At 38.4% G+C, this 21408-nt stretch carries 24 protein-coding genes, 1 tRNA gene and 2 riboswitches; of the genes, 15 read left to right on the forward strand and 10 right to left on the reverse strand.

The features are described 5' to 3' along the window. Position 1: 1 nt before the first annotated feature. From thiD to AC6UC9_RS00755, 5 genes are all read right to left on the reverse strand, one after another. Positions 2-808 (reverse strand): bifunctional hydroxymethylpyrimidine kinase/phosphomethylpyrimidine kinase, encoded by an 807-nt coding sequence (gene thiD / locus AC6UC9_RS00735; protein WP_500700829.1) that lies wholly within the window; start codon positions 806-808, stop codon positions 2-4. Positions 809-827: 19 nt separating this feature from the next. After that, positions 828-1466: a TenA family protein gene (locus tag AC6UC9_RS00740; protein WP_500700994.1), complete on the reverse strand. Its 639-nt coding sequence runs from the start codon at positions 1464-1466 to the stop codon at positions 828-830. A gap of 66 nt (positions 1467-1532) precedes the next feature. Further along, positions 1533-1623: riboswitch (TPP riboswitch) on the reverse strand. 45 nt (positions 1624-1668) lie between these two features. Further along, positions 1669-2232 (reverse strand): cysteine hydrolase family protein, encoded by a 564-nt coding sequence (locus AC6UC9_RS00745; protein WP_500700830.1) that lies wholly within the window; start codon positions 2230-2232, stop codon positions 1669-1671. Between the two features lie 15 nt (positions 2233-2247). Beyond that, positions 2248-2916: an SDR family NAD(P)-dependent oxidoreductase gene (locus AC6UC9_RS00750; RefSeq protein ID WP_500700831.1), complete on the reverse strand. Its 669-nt coding sequence runs from the start codon at positions 2914-2916 to the stop codon at positions 2248-2250. 455 nt (positions 2917-3371) lie between these two features. After that, positions 3372-3638 carry a hypothetical protein gene (locus AC6UC9_RS00755; RefSeq protein WP_500700832.1) on the reverse strand — a complete coding sequence of 89 codons (267 nt, stop codon included), beginning with the start codon at positions 3636-3638 and terminating at the stop codon, positions 3372-3374. A gap of 136 nt (positions 3639-3774) precedes the next feature. On the opposite strand from AC6UC9_RS00755, the gene AC6UC9_RS00760 reads away from it, so the two are divergent. Then, positions 3775-4476, forward strand: coding sequence for a hypothetical protein (locus AC6UC9_RS00760; protein ID WP_500700833.1), 702 nt, complete (start codon positions 3775-3777; stop codon positions 4474-4476). Positions 4477-4625: 149 nt separating this feature from the next. Here the strand turns inward: AC6UC9_RS00760 and AC6UC9_RS00765 are convergent. The 3 genes from AC6UC9_RS00765 to AC6UC9_RS00775 form a co-directional block, all read right to left on the reverse strand. Continuing rightward, positions 4626-4697, reverse strand: a tRNA-Arg gene (locus AC6UC9_RS00765). 46 nt (positions 4698-4743) lie between these two features. Next, a complete protein-coding gene (locus tag AC6UC9_RS00770) occupies positions 4744-5070 on the reverse strand; it encodes a hypothetical protein (RefSeq protein ID WP_500700834.1) in 327 nt (108 codons plus the stop codon). Between the two features lie 57 nt (positions 5071-5127). Continuing rightward, positions 5128-5748: an LVIS_2131 family protein gene (locus AC6UC9_RS00775; protein WP_500700835.1), complete on the reverse strand. Its 621-nt coding sequence runs from the start codon at positions 5746-5748 to the stop codon at positions 5128-5130. Between the two features lie 83 nt (positions 5749-5831). Beyond that, positions 5832-5921, forward strand: a riboswitch (TPP riboswitch). 63 nt (positions 5922-5984) lie between these two features. On the opposite strand from AC6UC9_RS00775, the gene AC6UC9_RS00780 reads away from it, so the two are divergent. From AC6UC9_RS00780 to AC6UC9_RS00790, 3 genes are all read left to right on the forward strand, one after another. Further along, on the forward strand, positions 5985-7349 hold the full coding sequence (locus tag AC6UC9_RS00780) for an ATP-binding cassette domain-containing protein (protein WP_500700836.1): 1365 nt from the start codon (positions 5985-5987) through the stop codon (positions 7347-7349). After that, positions 7339-7983, forward strand: a complete 645-nt coding sequence (locus tag AC6UC9_RS00785) for an energy-coupling factor transporter transmembrane component T family protein (RefSeq protein ID WP_500700837.1) — start codon at positions 7339-7341, stop codon at positions 7981-7983. Before AC6UC9_RS00780 ends, AC6UC9_RS00785 begins: the two co-directional genes overlap by 11 nt. A gap of 70 nt (positions 7984-8053) precedes the next feature. Beyond that, complete coding sequence (locus AC6UC9_RS00790) at positions 8054-8251, forward strand: LBP_cg2779 family protein (protein WP_500693476.1); 198 nt, start codon at positions 8054-8056, stop codon at positions 8249-8251. A 32-nt stretch (positions 8252-8283) separates the two neighbouring features. On the opposite strand, the gene AC6UC9_RS00795 is transcribed toward AC6UC9_RS00790, so the two are convergent. Further along, positions 8284-9441, reverse strand: coding sequence for a hypothetical protein (locus AC6UC9_RS00795; protein WP_500695284.1), 1158 nt, complete (start codon positions 9439-9441; stop codon positions 8284-8286). Positions 9442-9606: 165 nt separating this feature from the next. Here AC6UC9_RS00795 and AC6UC9_RS00800 point away from each other — a divergent pair, with 165 nt between their 5' ends. The 11 genes from AC6UC9_RS00800 (at position 9607) to AC6UC9_RS00850 (ending at position 20464) form a co-directional block, all read left to right on the forward strand. Next, positions 9607-9951, forward strand: coding sequence for a hypothetical protein (locus AC6UC9_RS00800; protein ID WP_500693474.1), 345 nt, complete (start codon positions 9607-9609; stop codon positions 9949-9951). A gap of 48 nt (positions 9952-9999) precedes the next feature. After that, positions 10000-12378: a helicase C-terminal domain-containing protein gene (locus AC6UC9_RS00805; protein ID WP_500700995.1), complete on the forward strand. Its 2379-nt coding sequence runs from the start codon at positions 10000-10002 to the stop codon at positions 12376-12378. Continuing rightward, a complete protein-coding gene (locus AC6UC9_RS00810) occupies positions 12365-12862 on the forward strand; it encodes a GNAT family N-acetyltransferase (RefSeq protein WP_500700838.1) in 498 nt (165 codons plus the stop codon). Before AC6UC9_RS00805 ends, AC6UC9_RS00810 begins: the two co-directional genes overlap by 14 nt. A gap of 84 nt (positions 12863-12946) precedes the next feature. Continuing rightward, positions 12947-13471 (forward strand): Fur family transcriptional regulator, encoded by a 525-nt coding sequence (locus AC6UC9_RS00815; protein ID WP_500699208.1) that lies wholly within the window; start codon positions 12947-12949, stop codon positions 13469-13471. A 158-nt stretch (positions 13472-13629) separates the two neighbouring features. Further along, positions 13630-14319, forward strand: a complete 690-nt coding sequence (locus AC6UC9_RS00820) for a VIT1/CCC1 transporter family protein (RefSeq protein WP_500700839.1) — start codon at positions 13630-13632, stop codon at positions 14317-14319. A gap of 11 nt (positions 14320-14330) precedes the next feature. Next, positions 14331-15035 carry a VIT1/CCC1 transporter family protein gene (locus tag AC6UC9_RS00825; RefSeq protein WP_500693470.1) on the forward strand — a complete coding sequence of 235 codons (705 nt, stop codon included), beginning with the start codon at positions 14331-14333 and terminating at the stop codon, positions 15033-15035. A 205-nt stretch (positions 15036-15240) separates the two neighbouring features. Continuing rightward, complete coding sequence (locus AC6UC9_RS00830) at positions 15241-16449, forward strand: quaternary amine ABC transporter ATP-binding protein (RefSeq protein WP_500700840.1); 1209 nt, start codon at positions 15241-15243, stop codon at positions 16447-16449. Then, entirely contained in the window at positions 16449-17330 is an 882-nt protein-coding gene (locus tag AC6UC9_RS00835; protein WP_500693468.1) for an ABC transporter permease, read from the forward strand. Before AC6UC9_RS00830 ends, AC6UC9_RS00835 begins: the two co-directional genes overlap by 1 nt. Next, positions 17330-18238: a glycine betaine ABC transporter substrate-binding protein gene (locus tag AC6UC9_RS00840; protein WP_500693467.1), complete on the forward strand. Its 909-nt coding sequence runs from the start codon at positions 17330-17332 to the stop codon at positions 18236-18238. Before AC6UC9_RS00835 ends, AC6UC9_RS00840 begins: the two co-directional genes overlap by 1 nt. A 91-nt stretch (positions 18239-18329) precedes the next feature. Further along, positions 18330-20258 carry a M13 family metallopeptidase gene (locus tag AC6UC9_RS00845; RefSeq protein WP_500700841.1) on the forward strand — a complete coding sequence of 643 codons (1929 nt, stop codon included), beginning with the start codon at positions 18330-18332 and terminating at the stop codon, positions 20256-20258. A gap of 38 nt (positions 20259-20296) precedes the next feature. Further along, positions 20297-20464, forward strand: coding sequence for a hypothetical protein (locus AC6UC9_RS00850; protein ID WP_010022596.1), 168 nt, complete (start codon positions 20297-20299; stop codon positions 20462-20464). Between the two features lie 49 nt (positions 20465-20513). Here the strand turns inward: AC6UC9_RS00850 and AC6UC9_RS00855 are convergent, their stop codons facing one another. Continuing rightward, positions 20514-21320, reverse strand: coding sequence for an alpha/beta hydrolase (locus AC6UC9_RS00855; protein ID WP_500700842.1), 807 nt, complete (start codon positions 21318-21320; stop codon positions 20514-20516). Positions 21321-21408 lie beyond the last annotated feature (88 nt).

A 21408-nucleotide genomic window follows, 5' to 3' on the forward strand; every position in this document is an offset into this window, starting at 1 on the left:
ATTACTCCCACATTCCGTGATTTAGGGGCCCGTGTCCATGACCAATAACCAACGGTTCCCTGATAATTTTATCCAGATAATCTTTCCCAAAGCGAATGGCAGTTTCCATACTTTCACCACGCGCTAAAGCCGCGACAATTGCTGAAGAAAGCGTGTCCCCCGTGCCATGAGTCCGAACCGTATTCACCCGTTCGGCGGTCAACCAAAGATCAGATCCATCTTGTAAAAGAACATAGTCCTTTACGATCTTATCCGTACCATGTCCGCCTTTAATCATGACGTTTTTAGCACCAGCAATTTGAATTTTTCGTGCTGTCCTTTTGATTGCTTCATCAGATGCAATGGACTGATTCGTAATCTTTTCCGCTTCAGGTAAGTTTGGTGTCACTAAATCGGCCAGCGGGATTAGTTCGTTAATCAAGGTTTTAATGGCGCCGGCTTCAAGTAGCACTGACCCTCCCTTGGCTACCATAACAGGATCAACAACAATTTGACCTAACTTGTACTTTTTAATGTTATCTGCCACTAAATGAACGTGTTCTTCGTCAAACAAAGCTCCGGTCTTAGTTGCTTTAATATCAAAATCATCGCAAACGGAAGCAAACTGCTCATCAATAATCTTTTTCGGAAGTGGATACGTATCTTGAACACCAATGGTGTTTTGTGCCGTCACTCCCACTACCACGTTGGTGCTAAAAACCTGACAGGCCTGCATCGTTTTAATATCAGCTTCCATCCCTGCTCCACCACCAGAATCAGTCCCAGCAATTGTTAGTGCTTCTGGATATTGATTTATTTCACTACTCATAGTTCCCTCCTAAAAAGTTCTAAGCGTCATACATTTTGTTCCAAAAATCCAATTCATAATGACAACTATTCTGAAAAACTTGATTTGCGGTGGCCCTTTCGTTTGGATGAATTTCTGCCTGGAGATCAATAAAAGCAAAAATTTGTTTTACCTCATCTGCATCAGCGTAGAATTTGATCCAGTCACTAAATGGATTATTAATAAGGTTGGTTTTATTTAGTTCAGTAGCAACTACATAGTAAGTCCAAATACACGGTGCGAGCACGCTCAATCCAACTAGAATGGACTTAGTGCTCACGGCTTCACGCATACTTTCAACGTAATCCTTGGTAACGTTGAACATGCGGGCATCTTGAAGTTCATCATCAGTCACTTTTGCAATTTTTAACATGACCTCGTGCGGTGTGCTTTCGTTTTTAATTCCATCAACGCAACCTGCCAAAAATCTTTTCAAATTAACATCACTTGTTTCCGTTTGAATTTGTTGAAACTGTTTAGTGTAACCGTCTAGATACATTTCGTCTTGTTGGACGTAGTTAATTAGTGCCTTTTCTGGCACTTCCCCGTTTTGAATTCCTTTAACATAATCACAATTCATGATTTGATTCATTATTGTTGTCGCATTACTTATCAATTCATCGGTGAATTTATTTGTCATCAACTACTAACATCTCCCAAACAAAAAGGCTCCTCATAATAATGAGGAGCCTTCAATTATATTCTTAATTAAAGATCGCACGATTCCTTTCGCAGGTATTAACCAGTTCAAGTTCAATGGGTATAGTCTCAGCCACTTGGCACCCCCTCATACAGCTATTCAATTAAATTTATTATATTCCTTAAAATTTGGCATGACAATCCTAATCAACTACTTTGGCACCCAAGACGGTCTTAAAGTGATTCATCGCAAACTTCTGACCCAAATCGGAAAAGGTTGCCACCCCACTTTTATGAATAACCAAGTTATAAGCAAGGTTATAGCCAGCAATTGCCGTGTGCAACACACAAATGTCGGTGCAAACACCCACAAGATGGAGAGTCTTAACGTTTCTTTCACGAAGTCTAAGATCCAGATCAGTGCCAGCAAACGCACTGTACCTAGTCTTATCCATTTGCCAAACGTTATCTAACTTTTGATTCTCATCAAACCATTTTCCAACCTTCCCATATAGCTCACGACCCCAGGTCCCTCGCACGTTATGAGTTGGGTACAACTTCGTCTCAGGACTGTATGGATCATCCTTTTTATGAACATCAGTTGGAAATATAACAAACTGACCATCATTTTTGAATTTTTCAGCCAAGTCGCTAATTGATTGGTCTAACGCTTGAGCTGGCTTCCCGGCGGTCAAAGACCCCTGATCATCAACAAAGTCATTGGTGTAATCAATGATTAAAAGCGCACTTTTCTCTTTATCAGCCATTTTTAATCTTCTTTCTTAAAAATCTGACGGCTTCTCGGGATATTTAATTTCTTTTTCAGAGCGATCTTCAGCGGCTTTCACGTATACTTTGGCAACATTATCAGGCTGCATCTCTTCACTACTACCAGATAGTCCCTGAATGGTAATCAAACCGACGTAGATATTATCATCTTGAACCGCATCATGAAGTGAAAAGGCGTAATCACTTAAAGCTGCTTTAGTAGCTGCTAAAGTGACATTGCCTTTGGTAGGATGAAAGGCAGCTCCACCACCAGTAATCAGAATGTTCCGGTTTTCCTTTTGATCGTCTGAAAGACCAACGAACTGACGGGTGATGGTAACGGCACCAAAGACGTTGGTATTGTACATTTCTTTAACTTGGTCTAGTGGTAATGAGAATGGTGTATCTAAAGTCTTGTCACCCACGTTATAAACCATGGTCTGAGGAATCCCGTATGCCATTTTAATCTTACTAAATACGTTTGTTACCTGAGCTGGATCGGTAACATCAGCAACGATAAAATCAGCTTTAATCCCCTCTTGATCCAAATCTTTAACAAACTGCTTTAACTGAGCAGCATCTCGAGCCACCATAATCGGTGTCTTGCCAGCTTCACCAAACTTTTTGGCAATTGAAAAGCCAAATCCTTTTCCAACTCCAAAAATTACTACACTTTCACTCATAAAATTCCCTCCTAAAGTTGATTCAAGAAAAGTTTACCACCATTCTGGGGAACAAACATTACTGGTGACTCAGTACTGATTTGGATATGTAACTCTATAAGCAATAACATAATATTAATTAGTTTTATTATTACTTATGATTAATGCTGAAATAATTAAAATAGTTACAATAGATATATTTATTGGCCGATGAAAACATTGATTTAAAATTTCATTTAAATTAATACTTATTAAATCATTTATAAGTACTTTTGAAATAAGTGGCAAAGAATTATAAATATCAGACAATGTTTGTTTATTATTTTTGCTTTTTTTACTGTCTTTTTGCTCTCATTGGACATTATGATCGTATCATCTTCATTATTATATTCGTAGTGATTATTTTTATTATCATTAAAAATAACAATATTAATTAACATATCATTCAATTGATTAAAATATTCATTTTTTAATATCTAATCCGTTATTTTAAAACTTCCTTGTGCAAATTTAATGTTATTTTGTGTAATTTGATTAAAAACTTTATTTGAATAAAATTTTTCGTAAGGATAATTGGACTTGCCAATAGCTTTCCTAATATCATCCATCGATTTTAAAAATTCTGTTGTAACGCTAAATTGTGAACTAGTTTTCTTAATACTTTTAATTGCCTCTATGTTATCTATACTATCCAAGAAATCGGAGTTAACATTTAAAAAATTTGAATTTTCACTTTTATCCATTAAAATTCCTCCTATATACATAATTTCATACTAAGTAATTTACCCACAAAATACTTATAATACAAATATATCCTTTTATTTTTCTTTAAAAATATTACAATTAATGAATGACAAACTAAATGAGGTGCATTCATTAATGGATATTTTTTATTTCATATCAATATACTATCAATTAGCTAATATAAAAAGTCTTATATTTACATTTATTCACAATATTTTTTCAATAAATATTAAAATAAATAATAGTATTACTAGTCCTTTTATAGACTATTTTTCTCAAGTGGATCCTAATACTATACTAACCTGTACAATAACTGTTATTTCAATACTTTTGGCATATTTTGGAGTGCTAAAAACAATCAACAATCAAAAAAACAGTAATATAATTAGCCGCATGTCTAACGCATTTTTTAAGGAATATGATGATTTAAATAAAAATTTAATTGATATTCAATCACACTATGATCAATTATTAAATGATTTCAAAAAAAATGGGAATGGAAATGACAATAGTTATAGAGACACTTTCATTCCAAAATTAGAGAAAATTAAATCACAAATAAACAATATTATTTCTTCTTTGGAGTTTCAATTATACGTTTTTAGTGATCAAATCAACTCATCTCTAAAAGAAAAATTTAAAAATAATATTAAATTATTAAATAACTATATTAACCAGATTGATAAAGCTATTAACCAAGCTGACCCAAATAATACAGATCATTATTATTTTAGAAATCTGGATTTAGAAAATAATTATATTGATTTTGTAAATGGTGAACCTAAAAACGAAATAGAGAATTCTATAAAAGAAATTGTAAAATCTATAAATAAATAAAAATAACACAAAAGGAGCCACACTACTTTTAGTAGTGAGGCTCCTTTGCGACTTAATCTCCGTTAACTAAGTATACCAGTTTTAATAATTTTGTCAGCCCTTACATTTGCTTTCTATAGGTATTTTGAAAATAACCGGCAAATAATATATGCGCCCCCCGAGAGTCGAACTCGGATCATGAGGACCGAAATCTCATGTGCTATCCATTACACTAAGGGCGCTTAACAAATACTATGCTATCGATAAACACAGTAAATTGCAAGTAAATTATTCATTTGCGACCTTATTTGCATTTGCTTCAAGGTCCAACTCTAACTTTAGCGAATTATCCTTAAAGTCGTCAATTAAACTTTGTCCTTTAGAAACGTATTTTCCAACCGTTCTCCCAGTGATGTTAACAAATTCAATTGTTTTAGCATCAACTACTTTTACAGAGTCATAATGGCCTTCTTCCGCTGCGTCCAGATAGGCTTGAGCTAATTCCCCGATGTTATCAAGGATCAGCTCATCCAGTGTAATCGTTTTACCATCTTTTTTTAGTTCGTTTAACAAATTTTTAATTTCATCCAGTGTCTCTGGAATTTTTTCACTCATTTTAAACACCTCAATTTAAACAAAACCACCGATACGTACTTATCGGTGGTCAATTAATTATTTTTCTTTTTGCACAAACGTCTTGTTTGGAACTCTGATTAAAATGAATTGGTTAGCATCCTTACCAGCATGCATCCCTAAACCGTTCCAAAAGTTTCCTTTGTATCTTAGGGTAACCACCTTGGCCCATGCATTTTGAAAATGCTCGTCATTTAATTTGATGTTTTTATGCTTCAATTTGTAACTACGGCCAGTGACTTCAGCGTTTCCACGCGTAGTGACCACCTGAGCATTTGTACTTGGCAGTTGATACTTAATGTTCTTTAGCCAAAACGAATATTGCTGGATTGGTCCCCTATTACCTTCCACCTTTACGTAGTAAGAGCCATTCTTATCACTTTGAATAATCAATGGTTGGACTTGAGACGTCGTAATCACGTTGCGATTATTGGTTTTAGTAATATTTCTGAAGAAGGTCGTATATACCATCAAAGTCAGTAGCAAAACAAAAACAACAATTTCTCCAACTGATATCAAAAAATTACGCCATTCAAAAGTTTTTTTATCCTCGATAATCATCTTAATTCGTCGTGATCGAATATTTTTAATCATAAAGATCAACACGATTAACACAACTACCCATGCAACTACACCTATAAGATTCCACCATGAATTCATGAAAGTATCCTCCGCTTCATTTTCCTATCTTCCCTATTCTAATTGAAAATTGATTTTTATGCCATCTTTGATATACTAAGTTTAATTAAACATAGGGGTGCCGAGTGGCTGAGATCATACCCGTTGAACCTGACTTGGACAATGCCAGCGCAGGGAATATAAGATTAAGCTTAGATACATCAGCTGGACGTTCTCGCACTCGCGCTTGAAACGTCTTTTTTTATGGAGAATAATCAATGATAACAATTAAAAATCTATCATTTTCATATCCCGAACAGGATAAAATTCTAAATCAAGTCAATTTAAATTTCGAACCAAATAGCATCAATCTCCTGTTTGGTCCCACTGGGAGTGGAAAAACCACCCTCTTAAAACTAATTGCTCAATTGTATCCAAAATATAGCAAAGGCCAACTAACCGGAAAGATTGACATGGATGAAAAACCAGCCATGTTATTTCAGGATCCAAACCATCAGTTTGCGATGAAGACCGTCAAAGAAGAACTCATTTTTGCCCTTGGCAACCTTCACGTTGACCCTGTTAAAATGCCCAACCGGATTGACTCTGCTTTAAAGTTTTGTGGTATTAGTGAACTTAAAAATCGGGCCATTACCACCTTGTCGGGTGGAGAAAAGCAAAAAGTTGCCTTAGCCGTGACAGTTGCGATGAAACGTCCCGTCCTTTTACTGGACGAACCATTTAGTAACGTTGATGTTGATAGCAAAAAAGACATCATCGAACGTCTAATCCAGTTAAAGAAAAAAAGTAATCGGACCATCATTATCTCTGACCACAATCTTTCTGACTATCTCGACGTGGCAGATCATTTCTTTAACGTCCAAGCTGGCTTTGTTCAAGCGGTTCCAGCTGATCAGATTAAAGATGAACTTGCAAACGACCCTAAAGAAGAGATCCACTACAAGATTATGTCAGATAACGATCCAGTGATTAATTTATTAAATTTTTCCATGACGAACGGTAATCAAAATCTGATTGAACCAGAAAACATTGACCTGTATCCTGGAATCACTTACCTAAATGGGAAGAATGGAAGCGGAAAGTCCACCTTCTTTAAGGCGCTGTCCCGCCTCCATTCGTACAACGGGGTCGTCAAAATCATGAATCATAACATTAAAAAGTCTTCACTTCCCTCTCTCATGAAGTCCGAAAACCTGATTTTTCAAAATTCAGAAGACCAATTTTTAACCATCACGCTTAAAGACGAACTGACTCTAGCCAAGAAAAATGCCATCACCAAACAATGGACTGATGACCGAATTAACGACCTCTTAAAAGCCCTACATCTTGATCATCTCTTGAATCGGGTTGTCTACTCACTAAGTGGTGGGCAAAAGAAGAAACTCCAGATTGTGATTATGTTGATTCGGGATGCGCCCATCCTCATGCTTGACGAACCATTCGCTGGTCTTGACCAAAAATCAACCGTCATTATTTCGCGGATCCTTGAGAACGAGGCTAAGAACGGGAAAACCATTATTTTTGCTTCCCATCAACGAACCGACCTCGTCGAAAATGCTGATTTCTTTATTGAACTTGCCAATCATCGATTAACTTACAAGGAGGATGTTCATGAATCCTAGTCTAAAATTCGTTCTGGTATTGATCATTGCTCTAGAAGTTTCTTTCACTACCAGTATCGTTGGTAACAATGTGCTAATCGTCTGTGGACTCGCCTATCTCATAGTGAAACACGTAAACTTCAAGCATCTTTTGTGGATCCTTCTGATTGCCTTCATTCCTGCGGTCGGGTTACTGATATCCCAGATTTTATACGCTAAAAGCACGCACGCGGGAATCCTATTATTTACTCGGATCTACGTTTACATCGTCTATGGAGCGGCCTTCACGTTAACCACTAAATTATACGAACTGGTTAATTCGCTAGAGCAAAATCTCCGGCTCCCAAGTAAATTTGTTTATGGGGCAATGGCGGCTTTCAACCTTCTACCAGAAATTCAAACCGAAGTTAATAAGATTAAAACTGCTAGTTTGATGCGGGGAGTTAAATTACACTGGTGGTCACCGACCCTATACTTTAAAGCCATTTTATCAGCAATTCGCTGGTCGGAAAACTTAGCACAAGGAATGGAATCACATGGTTTTGTCGAAGGTCAGCCCCGAACTTTTTATCAGACCATTAAAATCACAAAGGTGGACTGGCTCGTCTTTGTTTTTAACGTCATCTTACTTCAAGTAGTTCTGCTTCTGCTCTAGTATTCTTTGTCTCAAATAAATAAATTAATGTATAATAGAGTCAAGTAAGCGAAGTAGAGGAGGAAGCAAAATGAAAATTGGAGAAGAATTTAGTCAGGTAGCAACCGATCTAATTAAATTCCAAGAAAAACATGACATCCCTGACAACCAAATGGCCGTTGACCTACACATGACGGTGGAGAGATTTCATGCCATCAAGAGTATGCAAATTCAGCCTACTCAGGATGAAGTAAAAATAATTAAGCAGTTTATTGTTCATAACAAATAAAAACGATGACTTTTATAAGAGCCATCGTTTTTTTATCCGATTTGTTGCTCAATTAGATATGAGTCAAGGTAACCAAAAGCAATTTCGTCAATATCTCCAAGATTAATGAGTTGATTATTCACAACGAATAATTTCGCTTTGTCAACGATTTGAACTGTTATCTGACCATGCTCGTACTTCACGGGAAATCCGAGGTAAGATTGGCCGTCATTCATTTTTATTCTAACCACCCGTTGAAATTTGATGGCCATTTGAATCGTGGCTTCAAATAGATTAATCGTCGAATCAAAACTTCGATCATTATTTAACACGGGTTGAACGAAGACCCCATTAGCCGAATTGATGGACACGAAGTGATTAATTAGCCGCAAATAATCACTTTTAATCACTAATTTATCAATCTCATCAATCTTAATGAGTTCATATCCACCAAATCGTCCCATCATATCAACCAACGAAAACATAACGGAATCAGAATTAACCGCTTTCACCTGACCAATGAAAAACAAATCAGAATGAATCTTCGGTATCATCACAATTCTTCTCCCTGTTTCCATGGCCGAGTACAAGTTGGCTTCAATGGCTAATTGTCCGTCGATGACTTTCGGGGCAATGTGTTTGGCAAATAAAACTGACTTAGAATCCGTTAATAACTTTAACTCGGTTCCAAGAAACTCAACCGAACGAACCAACGGTTTAATGATGGTCTTATGGGTCACATTTTCGTTGTCGAATTTATCAACAACGGAAAGGGAAAATTCAAAGTCCGACAATGAATTAATGAACCCTTCAACGGAATTGCCGTCTTGAGTTACCACCATCACCGCTTGTTGGTCGACAAATGAATTGCCCAAAATCTGGGTCAACAGATCATTTTTAGAATTAAGCTTCATTACTTCCTGCTTAGTTCCGTTCAGTTTTAATTGACGAGACATTCGGATACGTCCCTCCATCTTGGTGAGGTCCTCACTTTGAAAGTCAATATCATCGATATCTCCGTAAACAACGTAGACCAGTCCGTTAGCAAGCCCGTAATCATCGTACGTGATCAAAATTGCACCGGCAGCATCAAGGGCAACGACCACGCCAGTATAGAAGACCGTTGTATTTTGCTGGGTCAAATTTACCAATAAATTGTTATTCATCGAATACTTCAAGTCCTTAACAACTTGATTAACTGAATTATCCAAACAATCACCCGCTTCTCTAATAACATCAGTTTAATCTTATCACATGTATGGATTCGACCAAGTTTAGTGCGCTTATCATAACATAAATTTTGCGTTCTTTTTAAGCTTTCACTTTCTATTTTCATTTATTGGGCGAATGCTTTAAACTAATAGTGAGGTGAAAATATGTCGAAGAAGAAAATAGAACGTAAACAACGCCAAAACATCATCATTGATATGAATGATTTTATCATAAAATATGCCGCTACAATGTTAGGTGAAAACAAAACTAATCTAGCTCAGCAAGTCTATGAAGCCGGTAAAAACGACGTCAAAGGATTAGATAAATTATTTAACGATGCTGGCTACGGACGAAGAGAACAATACGAAGACATTGCTGAAGGATATGTTTGCAACTTCTATCACGTAATGCCTGATCAAACAAAAACTGAGGTTGATCGGCTAACCAAAGAGGCAATGAATTACTTAGGGTCTCATGCAAACGAGTTCAATCGTTGGCGTGAAGAATAAAACAACTTCGTTTGAAGTTGTTTTTTTATTGAAAAAAAGGAGGTGGAAATAGTGAATAAAGTTGGAGTCAGAGATCTCGTTGAATTTTTACTTCGAAGCGGAGATCTAAATAGTAGTCTTAGTAGTCTGAACACGGCTCAAGCTGGCACTAAAATCCACCGGAAAATTCAAAAAAATCGTCCTAGTAATTATGAAAAGGAGTACTACCTAGAAAAAGAAGTCCAGGTTAATCAGACTGATTTTCTGGTTCATGGTCGTGCCGATGGTGTCATCATGAGTGATAAATCAGCCACAATCGAAGAAATCAAAACCTCTGACATTGAGTTTAACGATATTCCAAAAAACAAAATGATTCTTTACTGGGGACAAGTACAGGCTTATGCCTATTTACTAATGACGGAACATCCCTCAATCAAATCAGTCACCATGCGGCTGACGTACGTCCAGACCCCTGAAGAAGAAATTACACAAAAGGAACGTTCCATTACATACGAAGATTCCAAACGTTTCTTTGACAACTTAATTCACGAATTTGGGGAATGGCTTGAACTTAAAGACCAGTTAAATGAAGAAAAAAGAATCACCGCCAAAAAAGTTCAATTTCCCTTCCAAACGTATCGAAAGGGTCAACATGAACTGGCAGCTGCGGTATATAAGACCGTCGCTTCTAACCGCCACCTGTTTGCAGAAGCTCCCACTGGAACCGGTAAAACCATCTCAACCCTCTTTCCTACCATCAAAGCCATGGGAAATGATCTCATTTCAAAGGTGTTCTACTTAACGGCTAAACAAAGTACTAGACGAGTTGCTGAAGACGCCATTAATCTCATGAGTAATCATGGATTACGACTTCGAAGCATTACCCTCACCGCTAAGGACAAGATTATGTTTGATGATGAACGTGACAAATCACCAGAGGATAATCCCTATATGCTCGGCTACTATGATCGCTTAAAGCCAGCCCTAAAGGATATTTTAAAAAATAATCACCAGATCACGCGTGACGTGGTGGAAAAGTACGCAAAAAAATACACACTCGATCCCTTTGAATTCTCGCTTGATATCAGCCTTTTTTGTGACGTTATCATCGGCGACTACAACTATTTATTTGATCCACAGGTTCACCTTCAACGCTTCTTTGAGGTGCAAGACTATCAGAATTTTTACCTAATTGACGAGGCCCATAACCTAGTCGATCGTTCTCGTGACATGTACTCAACCGAACTATCATCTGAACCATTAGAAAAAGTTATCAAGCTTCTATCAAAGAACAAGGAACAAAACGCAAAGGTCTTAACCAAGTTACGATCACTCAAACGTCAATTTAATGTAATTGCCAAACCACTAAAGGAAGATCATCAATTCGAAGTCGCACTCGATGATCCACTGGATAAATTTACAAAAGCAGTCACTAACGTAGTCAAGGTCCTCCGGAAATGGATCGCAAAACAAGACGACGGTGATGACCTGGACTTGGTGCTTGATTTTTTCTTTCAGTGTACGGGATACCTCAAAATCAACGAGTACTATGGTCCAAATTACAAAACGAGAATCCTCATCAATGGTAAGAATACGACTGTTCGTCTCTTCTGTATGGATCCAAGTCACAATCTAGCCGAGACCCTTAACCTTGGTGGCGGAGCAGTGTTGTTTTCGGCCACCCTTTCACCGATGAACTACTATGCCAAGGTTCTCGGTAACGAAGACAATAGTTTGAAGTATCAACTGCCCTCCCCGTTTCCAAAAGCAAACCAGAATATCATCATCACTTCTTACATCAATACTACATTTCAAAAACGTGACCAAAGCATCTCTAAGATTGTTGATACCATCAACAAAATGATCAGCGGGAAAGCCGGCAACTACCTGATCTTTGTTCCATCAGGAGTGTACCTAGAAAAAATCTACGATGAATTTAACAGACAACACCCCACGGTTAAAACAATCAAACAAGAAGCTGGCATGAATGAAGCAGCGCGTTCCAGCTTTATCAATCAATTCAATCAACCAAACGACCATCCTGTTGTCGGATTTGCCCTTCTTGGTGGCATCTTTTCGGAGGGAATTGACCTGGTCGGTGCTAAATTAATTGGAGTTGGAATTGTCGGGGTTGGACTTCCGGGACTTAACCCAGAAACCAACCTGATTCGGGACTACTTTGATGCCGAAAATGGTCACGGATTTGAATATGCTTATCAACTACCGGGCTTAAACAACGTTTTTCAGGCTGCCGGACGTCTCATCCGTGGTAAACATGATCAGGGAATCGTTGTATTAATGGATCAAAGATTTACCCAGAAAAGGTACACAAACCTTTATCCTCAACAATGGAAAAATTATCAGATTGCTCACAACCCTCATGAACTCGAGCATGACATCAAACAATTTTGGAATAATATAAAGGAGAAAAACCATGACGAAACTTGAAAGTTACCACCCAATTTTTACCGCTCACCTTGAAATGGATTGGCTGACTACCATGAATCTTGGCGAAATAACCTCACTCTTAAATGGTCGCACAATTGCCAATGTTCGCCTGGATGGTGAGTATAACCCCACTAGAACAGCTGATCTAGTTAATCTTGACATGCGTAAAATCATGAAATCTCAGGCTCTGATTTGGGGCGTGTTGGACAAAAAAACTCACACTCTACTCGGAATCTTTGCCATTAGTAATTTAGAAAATAACCAACCCCAATTTAATTTTATCTTTGAGGTCGGAATTGCTCCGGATCTAATTTCCGAATTATTAAATCACATGATCAAGTTTACTTTTCAAGAATTAAAACAGCCAAATATCTCTATTCTATTAAATAATAATCAGCATAATCTTATAGGTATAATAAAAAGATTAGGTTTCTCTCAAGTAGCCCGATCCCCGAAATCCGCTAGATTTCAATTATTTCAGTGATTTCAGTTGAATTGTGTTCCATAAGCTACTAGAATGATTATTGAAATAAAAGAGTAACATTATAATGTATGGGAGTGCATATTTATGAATGAAAAAGAGAAGAAAGAAGCGTATGGGAAAGCCATGGACATTCTTAAAAGTAACAATGTCCGAATTACCCCGCAACGACAAATTATTTTAAAGTACCTTATCGATCACAATAACCATCCTTCGGTTGAGACCATCTTCCATTTTTTGGAAGAAACCTTTCCCAACCTAAGTATGGCAACTGTTTACAATAACTTACGTTTATTTAAAAAGCTTAGAATCGTGATTGAATTGCCAAATCCAGATGGTGGATATCGCTATGACTTTTACAGTCATCCCCATTTTCACGCCATTTGTGATACCTGTGGAAAAATTATTGATATTGATGATCCAAAGTTCAAGCAAATTGATAAAGACTTACAGGACGCAACCAAGCAGGTTGGATTTGATCCATCAGTTTCAAACGTTGAAGTTCATGGAATTTGTAAAGAATGTCAAGCAAAGGAAAAGGACCAACAGAGTCAAAACAAGAGCAACAACCAAAAAGTTGTTGAAATGTCCAAAACTTCATCAAAGGACTAATTAAAAAACTAATTTTATTTCAAAAATCGATCACCATGACATTTGTTCATGGTGCTTTTTTTATGCCTAATTTCTCTTTCGTGTTTACTATGTCAAGTTATTGCGGTAAAATAGTAGTTGAGCTAGATTATAATAATTATAAACTGGAGGAGTCAGTTATGTCAAAAATGAAAACATCGCTTGCCCAGAAAATCAACGTTTTGCGGGCTAGTGTTATGGGTGCCAATGATGGGATCCTATCGGTTGCTGGAATTGTCCTCGGGGTCGCTGGTGCATCAACTAGTAATTGGGCAATTCTAATCTCAGGTTTAGCGGGAATGCTTGCTGGAACGGTATCCATGACGATGGGAGAATACGTCTCGGTTAACACCCAGAAGGATTCACAACGTCAGGCAATTGATCTCGTTAAACAGGGCCTTAAAAATCATTATGATGACGAGTTTAACTTCGTTAAAAATAAGTACCTTAAAACCGGAATGGCAAACGCCCTGGCTGAAAGAGCTACTTCCGAAATGATGCAAAAGGATCCCCTCACTACCGTGGTTCGTGAAAAATATTCATTTGATCGAAATGATTTCACTAATCCTTATGCCGCTGCCATCGCATCAATGATCTCGTTTCCAACTGGATCAATTCTTCCCCTGGTAACCATTTTCGTTGCACCAGCGCAATATCGCGTGCTTGGGACCTACATTGCCATCGTCTTGGCACTTTCAATCACCGGATACGTTGCTGCCATTCTTGGAAACGCTAACCGGACTAAATCACTAATACGAAACGTCATTTCGGGATTAGTAACCATGACCGTTGCCTATCTTGTTGGTCGTTTAGTCGGATTAGCATTTTAGGAGGTAAGCAGATGCGTCTTCATTTAAAGAAACAACTAAAAGATAATAACGACAATACCATGGATGAGAAATTGAACAATCTCCGTGCCGGCGTTCTTGGATCAAATGATGGAATTCTCACTGTCGTTGGAGTCCTTTTTTCAGTTGCTGTAGCTACTACGAATCCCCTCACTATTTTCATTGCCGGACTATCGGATCTGCTTGCCTGTGCCTTTTCAATGGCAGGAGGAGAATATGCTTCAGTAAGTTCCCAACGTGACACTGAGGAAGCGGCCGTTAAAACCGAAAGCAAGCTTTTAAAAACCAATTTCGATGATGAAATGGCAAGTGTCGTTCAATTTTACATGAGCCGTGGGGTTAGTAAAGAAACGGCAACTAAAATTGCAAAGGATCTATTATCAAAAAAACCGCTTGAAACGGTAGTAAGCGTCAAATATGACCTTCAGTTAGGGAAATATCTAAGTCCGTGGAGTGCAGCTTTCTCGTCGCTGTGTTCTGCTGCACTTGGTGGAATTCTCCCACTACTTGCCATGACGCTGCTTCCCGTTGGACTTCAGTGGCCTGGAACTATCATCGCTGTCATCATTGCTGTAGCTATCACCGGATTCTTAAGTGCCGAACTTGGGAATGGTCTGGTGAAGATTGCGGTAATTAGAAACGTCATCGTGGGAATCATTACCATGATCATTCACTATGGGATCGGACAATTCTTCTAACACATTTCTCGTCTTTTAACATTAATTTTAAAATAAAATTACATTACGAGAACCTACATCAGAGTAAGGACATAGAACCCGTAAAAACCGGTGTGCCGCGCTTTATAAATGGTAGAAAAGTTGACATATACAGTTGTACTTGTTAAGTTGGTTAATGTAGATATTTTTACTTTAATTGTCAGTGTTAATCGAAAGGAGGAGTTCTGTGGCTCAAAATAATAATGAAAAAATCAAAGTTGATCACATCACTAAAATCTTTGGTCCTCATATTAAAAAAGCACAAGAACTTTTATCTAAGGGAGAAGATAAGGCTCAAATTCTTGAAGAAACTGGTAGTACCGTTGGAGTTGATAATGCCAACTTCTCAATTAAAAACAACGAAATTTTCGTTATCATGGGACTATCTGGTTCGGGTAAGTCAACCATGTTAAGAATGTTTAATCGCTTGATTGACCCTACTTCTGGATCCATCTACCTAGATGGAGAAGACATCATGAAGTTTGATAAGAAACAATTACTTAACCTCCGTCGTAAAAAAATGAGTATGGTATTTCAAGGTTTTGGCTTACTTCCTAACCGTACCATCCTTGAAAATGCTGCTTTTGGACTTGAAGTTCAAGACGTTGACAAAGAAGAACGTGAAAAAAAGGGCCACGAATCACTAGAGATGGTGGGCCTTCACGGATACGACGATAGTTATCCAACTGAACTATCTGGTGGAATGCAACAACGAGTCGGTTTAGCTCGTGCCATTACCAATGATCCTGATATTCTCTTGATGGACGAAGCTTTCTCAGCTCTTGACCCATTGAATCGGCGGGAAATGCAGAATGAATTATTGGAACTACAACGGAAGTTGCATAAGACCATTATCTTTATCAGTCATGACCTAAATGAAGCACTAAGAGTTGGTGATCGGATCATGATGATGCACGATGGCGACGTCATTCAAGTTGATACACCGGAAGACTTACTTGATCACCCTAAAAATGATTACGTTAAGAAATTCATCGAAAACGTTGATCGTTCTAAGATTCTTACTGCATACAACGTCATGGTTAAGCCAAATACAGTTAATATCGAAAAAGACGGTCCTAAGTTAGCCCTTCGTCGAATGAAGGAAGACCAAATCTCAAGTATCTTTGTTGTTGATTCACAAGACCACTTCGTTGGAATTGTCGACGCTGATGACGTCAACGAAATGATTGATAAACACGAAAAAGATCTTCACATCGCATTAAAAACAAATGTTCCAACTACTGCTCCAAGTACACCAATCGGTGACTTGTTCAATGCCATCTCTAAATCACCAATCCCATACGCGGTGGTTGATGACAAAAAACATCTGAAGGGTATTATTTTAAGAAGTGCCGTTCTTGATGCCATGGCTACGAAGAAAGGAGGAGATAACTAATGAATAGTTTGTTATCTATCGCTAGCATTGGTGCAATTCCCATTGCCAAGTGGGTCAATGACTTTTTTGCTTGGTTAACTGGATTTGCTGGTTTCTTTAATGCAATTACGCTTTTCTTAAATACCGTTATGAACGGAATCCAATGGGTTTTTGACATTATCCCAATTTGGTTGTTTATTGTCATTATCCTACTTGGAACATGGTTCTTATTTCGCAAAACAAAGCACTGGGGCTTCATGCTCTTTGAACTTCTTGGCTTCCTTTTAATCTGGAACCAAGGATACTGGCGTGACATGACTCAAACTTTGGACTTGGTTCTGACAACTTGTCTTTTAATCGTCATCATTGGAGTTCCACTTGGAACCTGGATGGCTAAAAGTAAAATTGTGGAAACCATCGTGAGTCCAATCATGTCATTTCTTCAGACCATGCCAGCCTTTGTTTACTTGATCCCTGCCGTTGCTTTATTCGGAATCGGTCAAGTTCCTGGTGTATTTGCTTCCGTAATCTTCTCAATTCCACCAATCGTCAACATGACCAACCTTGGAATTAGACAAGTCCCAAGTGAATACCTTGAAGTATCGGAATCATTTGGTTGTACCGCATGGCAAAAACTCTTCAAAGTTCAGTTCCCACTAGCAAAACCAACCGTTATGTCAGGGATTAACCAGGGAATCATGCTTGCCCTCTCAATGGTAGTTATTGCTTCAATGATCGGGACAATGGGGCTTGGAGAAGCCGTTTACTTTGCCGTTGGTAGAAATGATGTGGGTACTGGTTTTGCAGCTGGTATCGCAATCGTTATTCTTGCCATTGTTCTTGATAAAATCAGCAAAGGCCTTGGTGGTGCCAATAAAGCTGATGCAAGAGCAAATAAATAATGAATAAAAAATTTACAAAATGGATTCTAGGAATCACTTCCGCGTTACTTTTAGCGGTAACTCTAACCGCATGTAGTGTAAATCCACCAAAGTACAATCCCAACGCTAAAGTTGGACCACAAGTTAACTACACAATAACTGGAATTGATTCTGGAGCCGGAATCATGTCATCAACTACTAAGGCGCTAAACACCTATGGACTTAAGAAAGAAAAATGGCAACTCCAGGCTAGTTCTACTGCTGCCATGCTTTCATCTCTTGATAAAGCGCTCAAGTACAAACAACCAATCGTAATTACTGGTTGGACCCCGCACTGGATGTTTCAAAAGTATCCTATCAAGTTCTTAAAAGATCCAAAGAACGCCTATGGTAAGGGTGAACACATTCAAACTATCATCCACAAGGGATTTGAAAAGAAAAATCCTGGGGCAACGAAACTTCTCAGACAATTCCACTGGAACGACGAATTGATGAGTGAAGTCATGTTTAAGATTGATAAGGGTGAAAATGCTGAAAAAGCCTCAAAAGAATTCATCAATAAACACCCCGAACTAGTTAAACAGTGGCTTAACGGTGTTCCTGAGGGACACGGTCAACCCGTTAAACTGGTCCTTGTTTCCTGGGATTCCGAATTGTCATCATCCAACGTGGTTGCTCAACTGCTACGGATGAAAGGTTATAAACCAACCCTTTCAGCAATGGAAGCTCAACCAATGTGGACGGCCCTTTCAACTGGATCGGCCGATGCTTCAACTGCTGGTTGGTTGCCAACAACGATGGCACCGATGTACAAGAAGTACAAAAATAACGTTGAAATCGTTGGTACCAGTATTGACAAGGCTAAAGTTGGCTTAGCTGTGCCGAAGTACATGAAGAACGTTAACTCAATTGAAGACCTAAAAAAATAAATAATCGAAAAAAATGAGTCTCATGAACAACATTCATGGGACTTTTTTGATACCATTTAATTATGAGAAAAAATTCGAAAGGACAATGACTATGACTAACAAAGAATTTCCAATTGATAAGTCGGAACTAAAAACCGACTTCTATGACGCCATTAATGGAGCATGGATTAAACAAGCAACCATCCCGTCTGATCACTCGTCAACCGGTGGTTTCATGGATCTAGTTGATGATATCGACAAGACCTTAATGAAGGATTCAGCCGACCTATCAAGTGGAAAGTTACCTGCTAAAACCCCTGAACTCGAGGAATACAAAAAGTTCTATAACATGACTAATAATTTCAAAAAGCGTGATGAAGATGGCGTTAAGCCTTTAAAGCCAGTCCTTGACCGAATCAGTAATCTGGAAAATTACAATGATTTAAACGATCAGCTCCCCGATTGGATCCTTTCTGGACTCCCAACCCCATTTTCATTGGGACTTGATCCTGACATGAAGAATGCGAAAGTGAACGCCCTCTTTGCGAGTGGACCTTCCCTTTTTATGCCAGATAAAACTTACTACGAAAAAGATAATGAAGCGGCTAAAACCTTAATGCCAATCTTCATTCAAATGACCACCAAGTTATTTGAAATGGCTGGATATAGTGAGAACGACAGTCAAAAGATCGTTGAAAATGCGGTTGAATTTGATCGCTTAATCGCCCCAAACGTCAAGTCAGCTGAAGAAGCTGCTGACTACAGTAAAATGTACAACCCAGAAAGTACCGACGAATTAGCTCGGTCAACCAATGCCTTGAACCTAAAGAAAGCCATTAACCAATTAGTTGGTACCCTTCCTGAAAAGATCATCGTCACCGAACCCCAATTCTTTAGTAATCTTTCCGAACTTTTAACTTCATCTCACTTCCAGCTTATGAAGGACTGGATGCTTGTAAAGACACTTAATGGGTACAGTGGCGCTCTCTCAGACGAATTCCGGGTAGTTGGTGGGACCTATAGTAGATCGCTCTCAGGCAAGAAGGAAGCCACTAATAAAAAGAAGGCCGCCTACTACCTTGCATCAGGAACTTTTGATCAAGTGGTTGGTGACTACTACGGTAAAAAATACTTTGGTGAAAAAGCCAAAGCTGACGTTCATCAAATGGTTGATAGTATGATCGACGTATATAAAAACCGACTTTCAAACAACCAATGGTTAAGCGACGACACTAAGAAGATGGCAACTAAAAAGCTTTCTACCCTTGGAGTTCAAGTCGGATATCCTGATGAACTAGATCCGCTTTACAAGAAATTTCACGTTACCAAGGAAAAAGATGGTGGCACGGTTTTAAGTAACCTACTTAACTTTGAAAAAATTGCCAACCAAGACGAATTCTCCAAGTGGAACAAACCAGTGGAACGAGAACGTTGGGAAATGAGTGCCAACACCGTGAATGCTTACTATCACCCCTTTAAAAACATCATTGTCTTCCCGGCTGCCATCCTACAAGCACCATTTTACAGTTTAGATCAACCCGAAAGCGCTAATTATGGCGGAATCGGAGCGGTTATGGCTCATGAAATTTCACACGCCTTTGACAATAATGGTTCTTTATTCGACCAGTATGGTAACCTGAATAATTGGTGGACCAAGTCCGATCACGAACACTTCTCCAAGTTAGCCCAGAAAATGATTGACGAATTCAACGGCATTCCATTTGCGGGTGGTAAAGTTAACGGTAAATTGACCGTTTCAGAGAATATCGCTGATGCGGGTGGTCTTAGCTGTGCTGAAGAAGCCGCTAAAAATGGTGATAATACTGACTTATACCAGTTCTTTACCAACTGGGGTCGGATTTGGCGGATGAAAGCCACCCCAGAATACCAGAATCTATTACTATCAATTGACGTGCATGCACCTGCCCCACTTCGGGCATCTGTTCAAGTTAAGAATCTTGATGACTTTTACACAACTTTTGACGTAACCGCCAAAGATCAGATGTACTTAAAACCTGATAAACGAGTTCAAATCTGGTAGGATGTAAGTGAAAAATAGAACAGATGGGAGTGCATAATATGAAACTTACTGATTATATCGATAAACAAATTCAATTCTTAGACCAACAATTACAAGATGCTAAAGACAAGAGTGAAGTTAAGGGTCAATACCTCATTGAATCAAAGATTAACGAACTTCAAGCATTAAGCCGTGCCGTTGAAAAAGGTGTCGTTAACCAACTCTAATTAAAACAAAAGCGAGATCACATTAATTTGTGATCTCGCTTTTGTTTGATTATTCAGCGAACAGGAATCTTTCAATAATTCTTGAAGCCATCTGATTGTTTAATAACTTACTGTGTTGACCTGATCTTCCGCTTACTTTAATTTCCTGATAGTCAGAGCCCGGGACAAGCTTTCTTAATTCACGAGCAGACGAAGTAGTAACTCGTCCGTCAGATTTATTTGTCTTGCTCAATTGTCCGTAAACGTTGAGGACACTCACACCCTTCGGAAAACTCTTAGAGGCATCCTTTAATTCACTAACTTTCGGGTAGCGATGGTTCATAACATCAGTTACCGGCATGATGCCCTTGTATGGTCCACCAATTGATATGAACTTGGTCAGTCGCATATGATTCGATTCTTGACCATATGCCACGGCGTTCTGATAAATCGTTAGACTCCCAGAACCAAATCCTAAAGCATTATATTGTTGATAATGGTACTTATGATTTAAATGAACGAGAATTTCATTCAGCCACTTCGCCTGAATTACCGTGGAAGCAGTATTGTCGGTAAAGTTGACCTTGATAATCGGATACTTAGCGTGTACATTTCCGTTAGGATGGTAATAAATCTTACCGTCCGGATAAACGTTAATCTTCATGGCATACTCGCCGCCCTCACGACTAGAAGTAACCGTCAGGTGATTAGCAGCCTTGGAAGTTTTATTTAGGTCTGATACAAATAAAATGGGGGTGTGTTCGCCACGCTTTACACCATCAACGTTGATCCCAAATTCAATAAAAAGAAAACCAACCACAACAATGGCAATTCCAATCGCAAATAAAAAAATGTTTTTCTTTGCTGCTTTTTCCAAAAAATCACTCTTCCTTTGTTCATAAATTAGGAATCCCAGTGACACAAAAATCCCGCACAAAAAATCCGGAACACGCAAGCACCGGTTT

The organism is Fructilactobacillus sp. X7R4C1 (assembly GCF_059901115.1).

Excerpts from the sequence above, each read along its gene's own strand:
- AC6UC9_RS00840 (WP_500693467.1), top strand. The coding sequence starts at position 17,330 with ATGAATAAAAAATTTACAAAATGGATTCTAGGAATCACTTCCGCGTTA.
- AC6UC9_RS00745 (WP_500700830.1), bottom strand. The coding sequence starts at position 2,232 with ATGGCTGATAAAGAGAAAAGTGCGCTTTTAATCATTGATTACACCAAT.
- AC6UC9_RS00740 (WP_500700994.1), bottom strand. The coding sequence starts at position 1,466 with ATGACAAATAAATTCACCGATGAATTGATAAGTAATGCGACAACAATA.
- AC6UC9_RS00825 (WP_500693470.1), top strand. The coding sequence starts at position 14,331 with ATGCGTCTTCATTTAAAGAAACAACTAAAAGATAATAACGACAATACC.
- AC6UC9_RS00785 (WP_500700837.1), top strand. The coding sequence starts at position 7,339 with ATGAATCCTAGTCTAAAATTCGTTCTGGTATTGATCATTGCTCTAGAA.
- AC6UC9_RS00810 (WP_500700838.1), top strand. The coding sequence starts at position 12,365 with ATGACGAAACTTGAAAGTTACCACCCAATTTTTACCGCTCACCTTGAA.
- AC6UC9_RS00815 (WP_500699208.1), top strand. The coding sequence starts at position 12,947 with ATGAATGAAAAAGAGAAGAAAGAAGCGTATGGGAAAGCCATGGACATT.
- AC6UC9_RS00755 (WP_500700832.1), bottom strand. The coding sequence starts at position 3,638 with ATGGATAAAAGTGAAAATTCAAATTTTTTAAATGTTAACTCCGATTTC.
- AC6UC9_RS00820 (WP_500700839.1), top strand. The coding sequence starts at position 13,630 with ATGTCAAAAATGAAAACATCGCTTGCCCAGAAAATCAACGTTTTGCGG.
- AC6UC9_RS00780 (WP_500700836.1), top strand. The coding sequence starts at position 5,985 with ATGATAACAATTAAAAATCTATCATTTTCATATCCCGAACAGGATAAA.
- AC6UC9_RS00770 (WP_500700834.1), bottom strand. The coding sequence starts at position 5,070 with ATGAGTGAAAAAATTCCAGAGACACTGGATGAAATTAAAAATTTGTTA.
- thiD (WP_500700829.1), bottom strand. The coding sequence starts at position 808 with ATGAGTAGTGAAATAAATCAATATCCAGAAGCACTAACAATTGCTGGG.
- AC6UC9_RS00775 (WP_500700835.1), bottom strand. The coding sequence starts at position 5,748 with ATGAATTCATGGTGGAATCTTATAGGTGTAGTTGCATGGGTAGTTGTG.
- AC6UC9_RS00750 (WP_500700831.1), bottom strand. The coding sequence starts at position 2,916 with ATGAGTGAAAGTGTAGTAATTTTTGGAGTTGGAAAAGGATTTGGCTTT.
- AC6UC9_RS00800 (WP_500693474.1), top strand. The coding sequence starts at position 9,607 with ATGTCGAAGAAGAAAATAGAACGTAAACAACGCCAAAACATCATCATT.
- AC6UC9_RS00760 (WP_500700833.1), top strand. The coding sequence starts at position 3,775 with ATGGATATTTTTTATTTCATATCAATATACTATCAATTAGCTAATATA.
- AC6UC9_RS00850 (WP_010022596.1), top strand. The coding sequence starts at position 20,297 with ATGAAACTTACTGATTATATCGATAAACAAATTCAATTCTTAGACCAA.
- AC6UC9_RS00790 (WP_500693476.1), top strand. The coding sequence starts at position 8,054 with ATGAAAATTGGAGAAGAATTTAGTCAGGTAGCAACCGATCTAATTAAA.
- AC6UC9_RS00835 (WP_500693468.1), top strand. The coding sequence starts at position 16,449 with ATGAATAGTTTGTTATCTATCGCTAGCATTGGTGCAATTCCCATTGCC.
- AC6UC9_RS00845 (WP_500700841.1), top strand. The coding sequence starts at position 18,330 with ATGACTAACAAAGAATTTCCAATTGATAAGTCGGAACTAAAAACCGAC.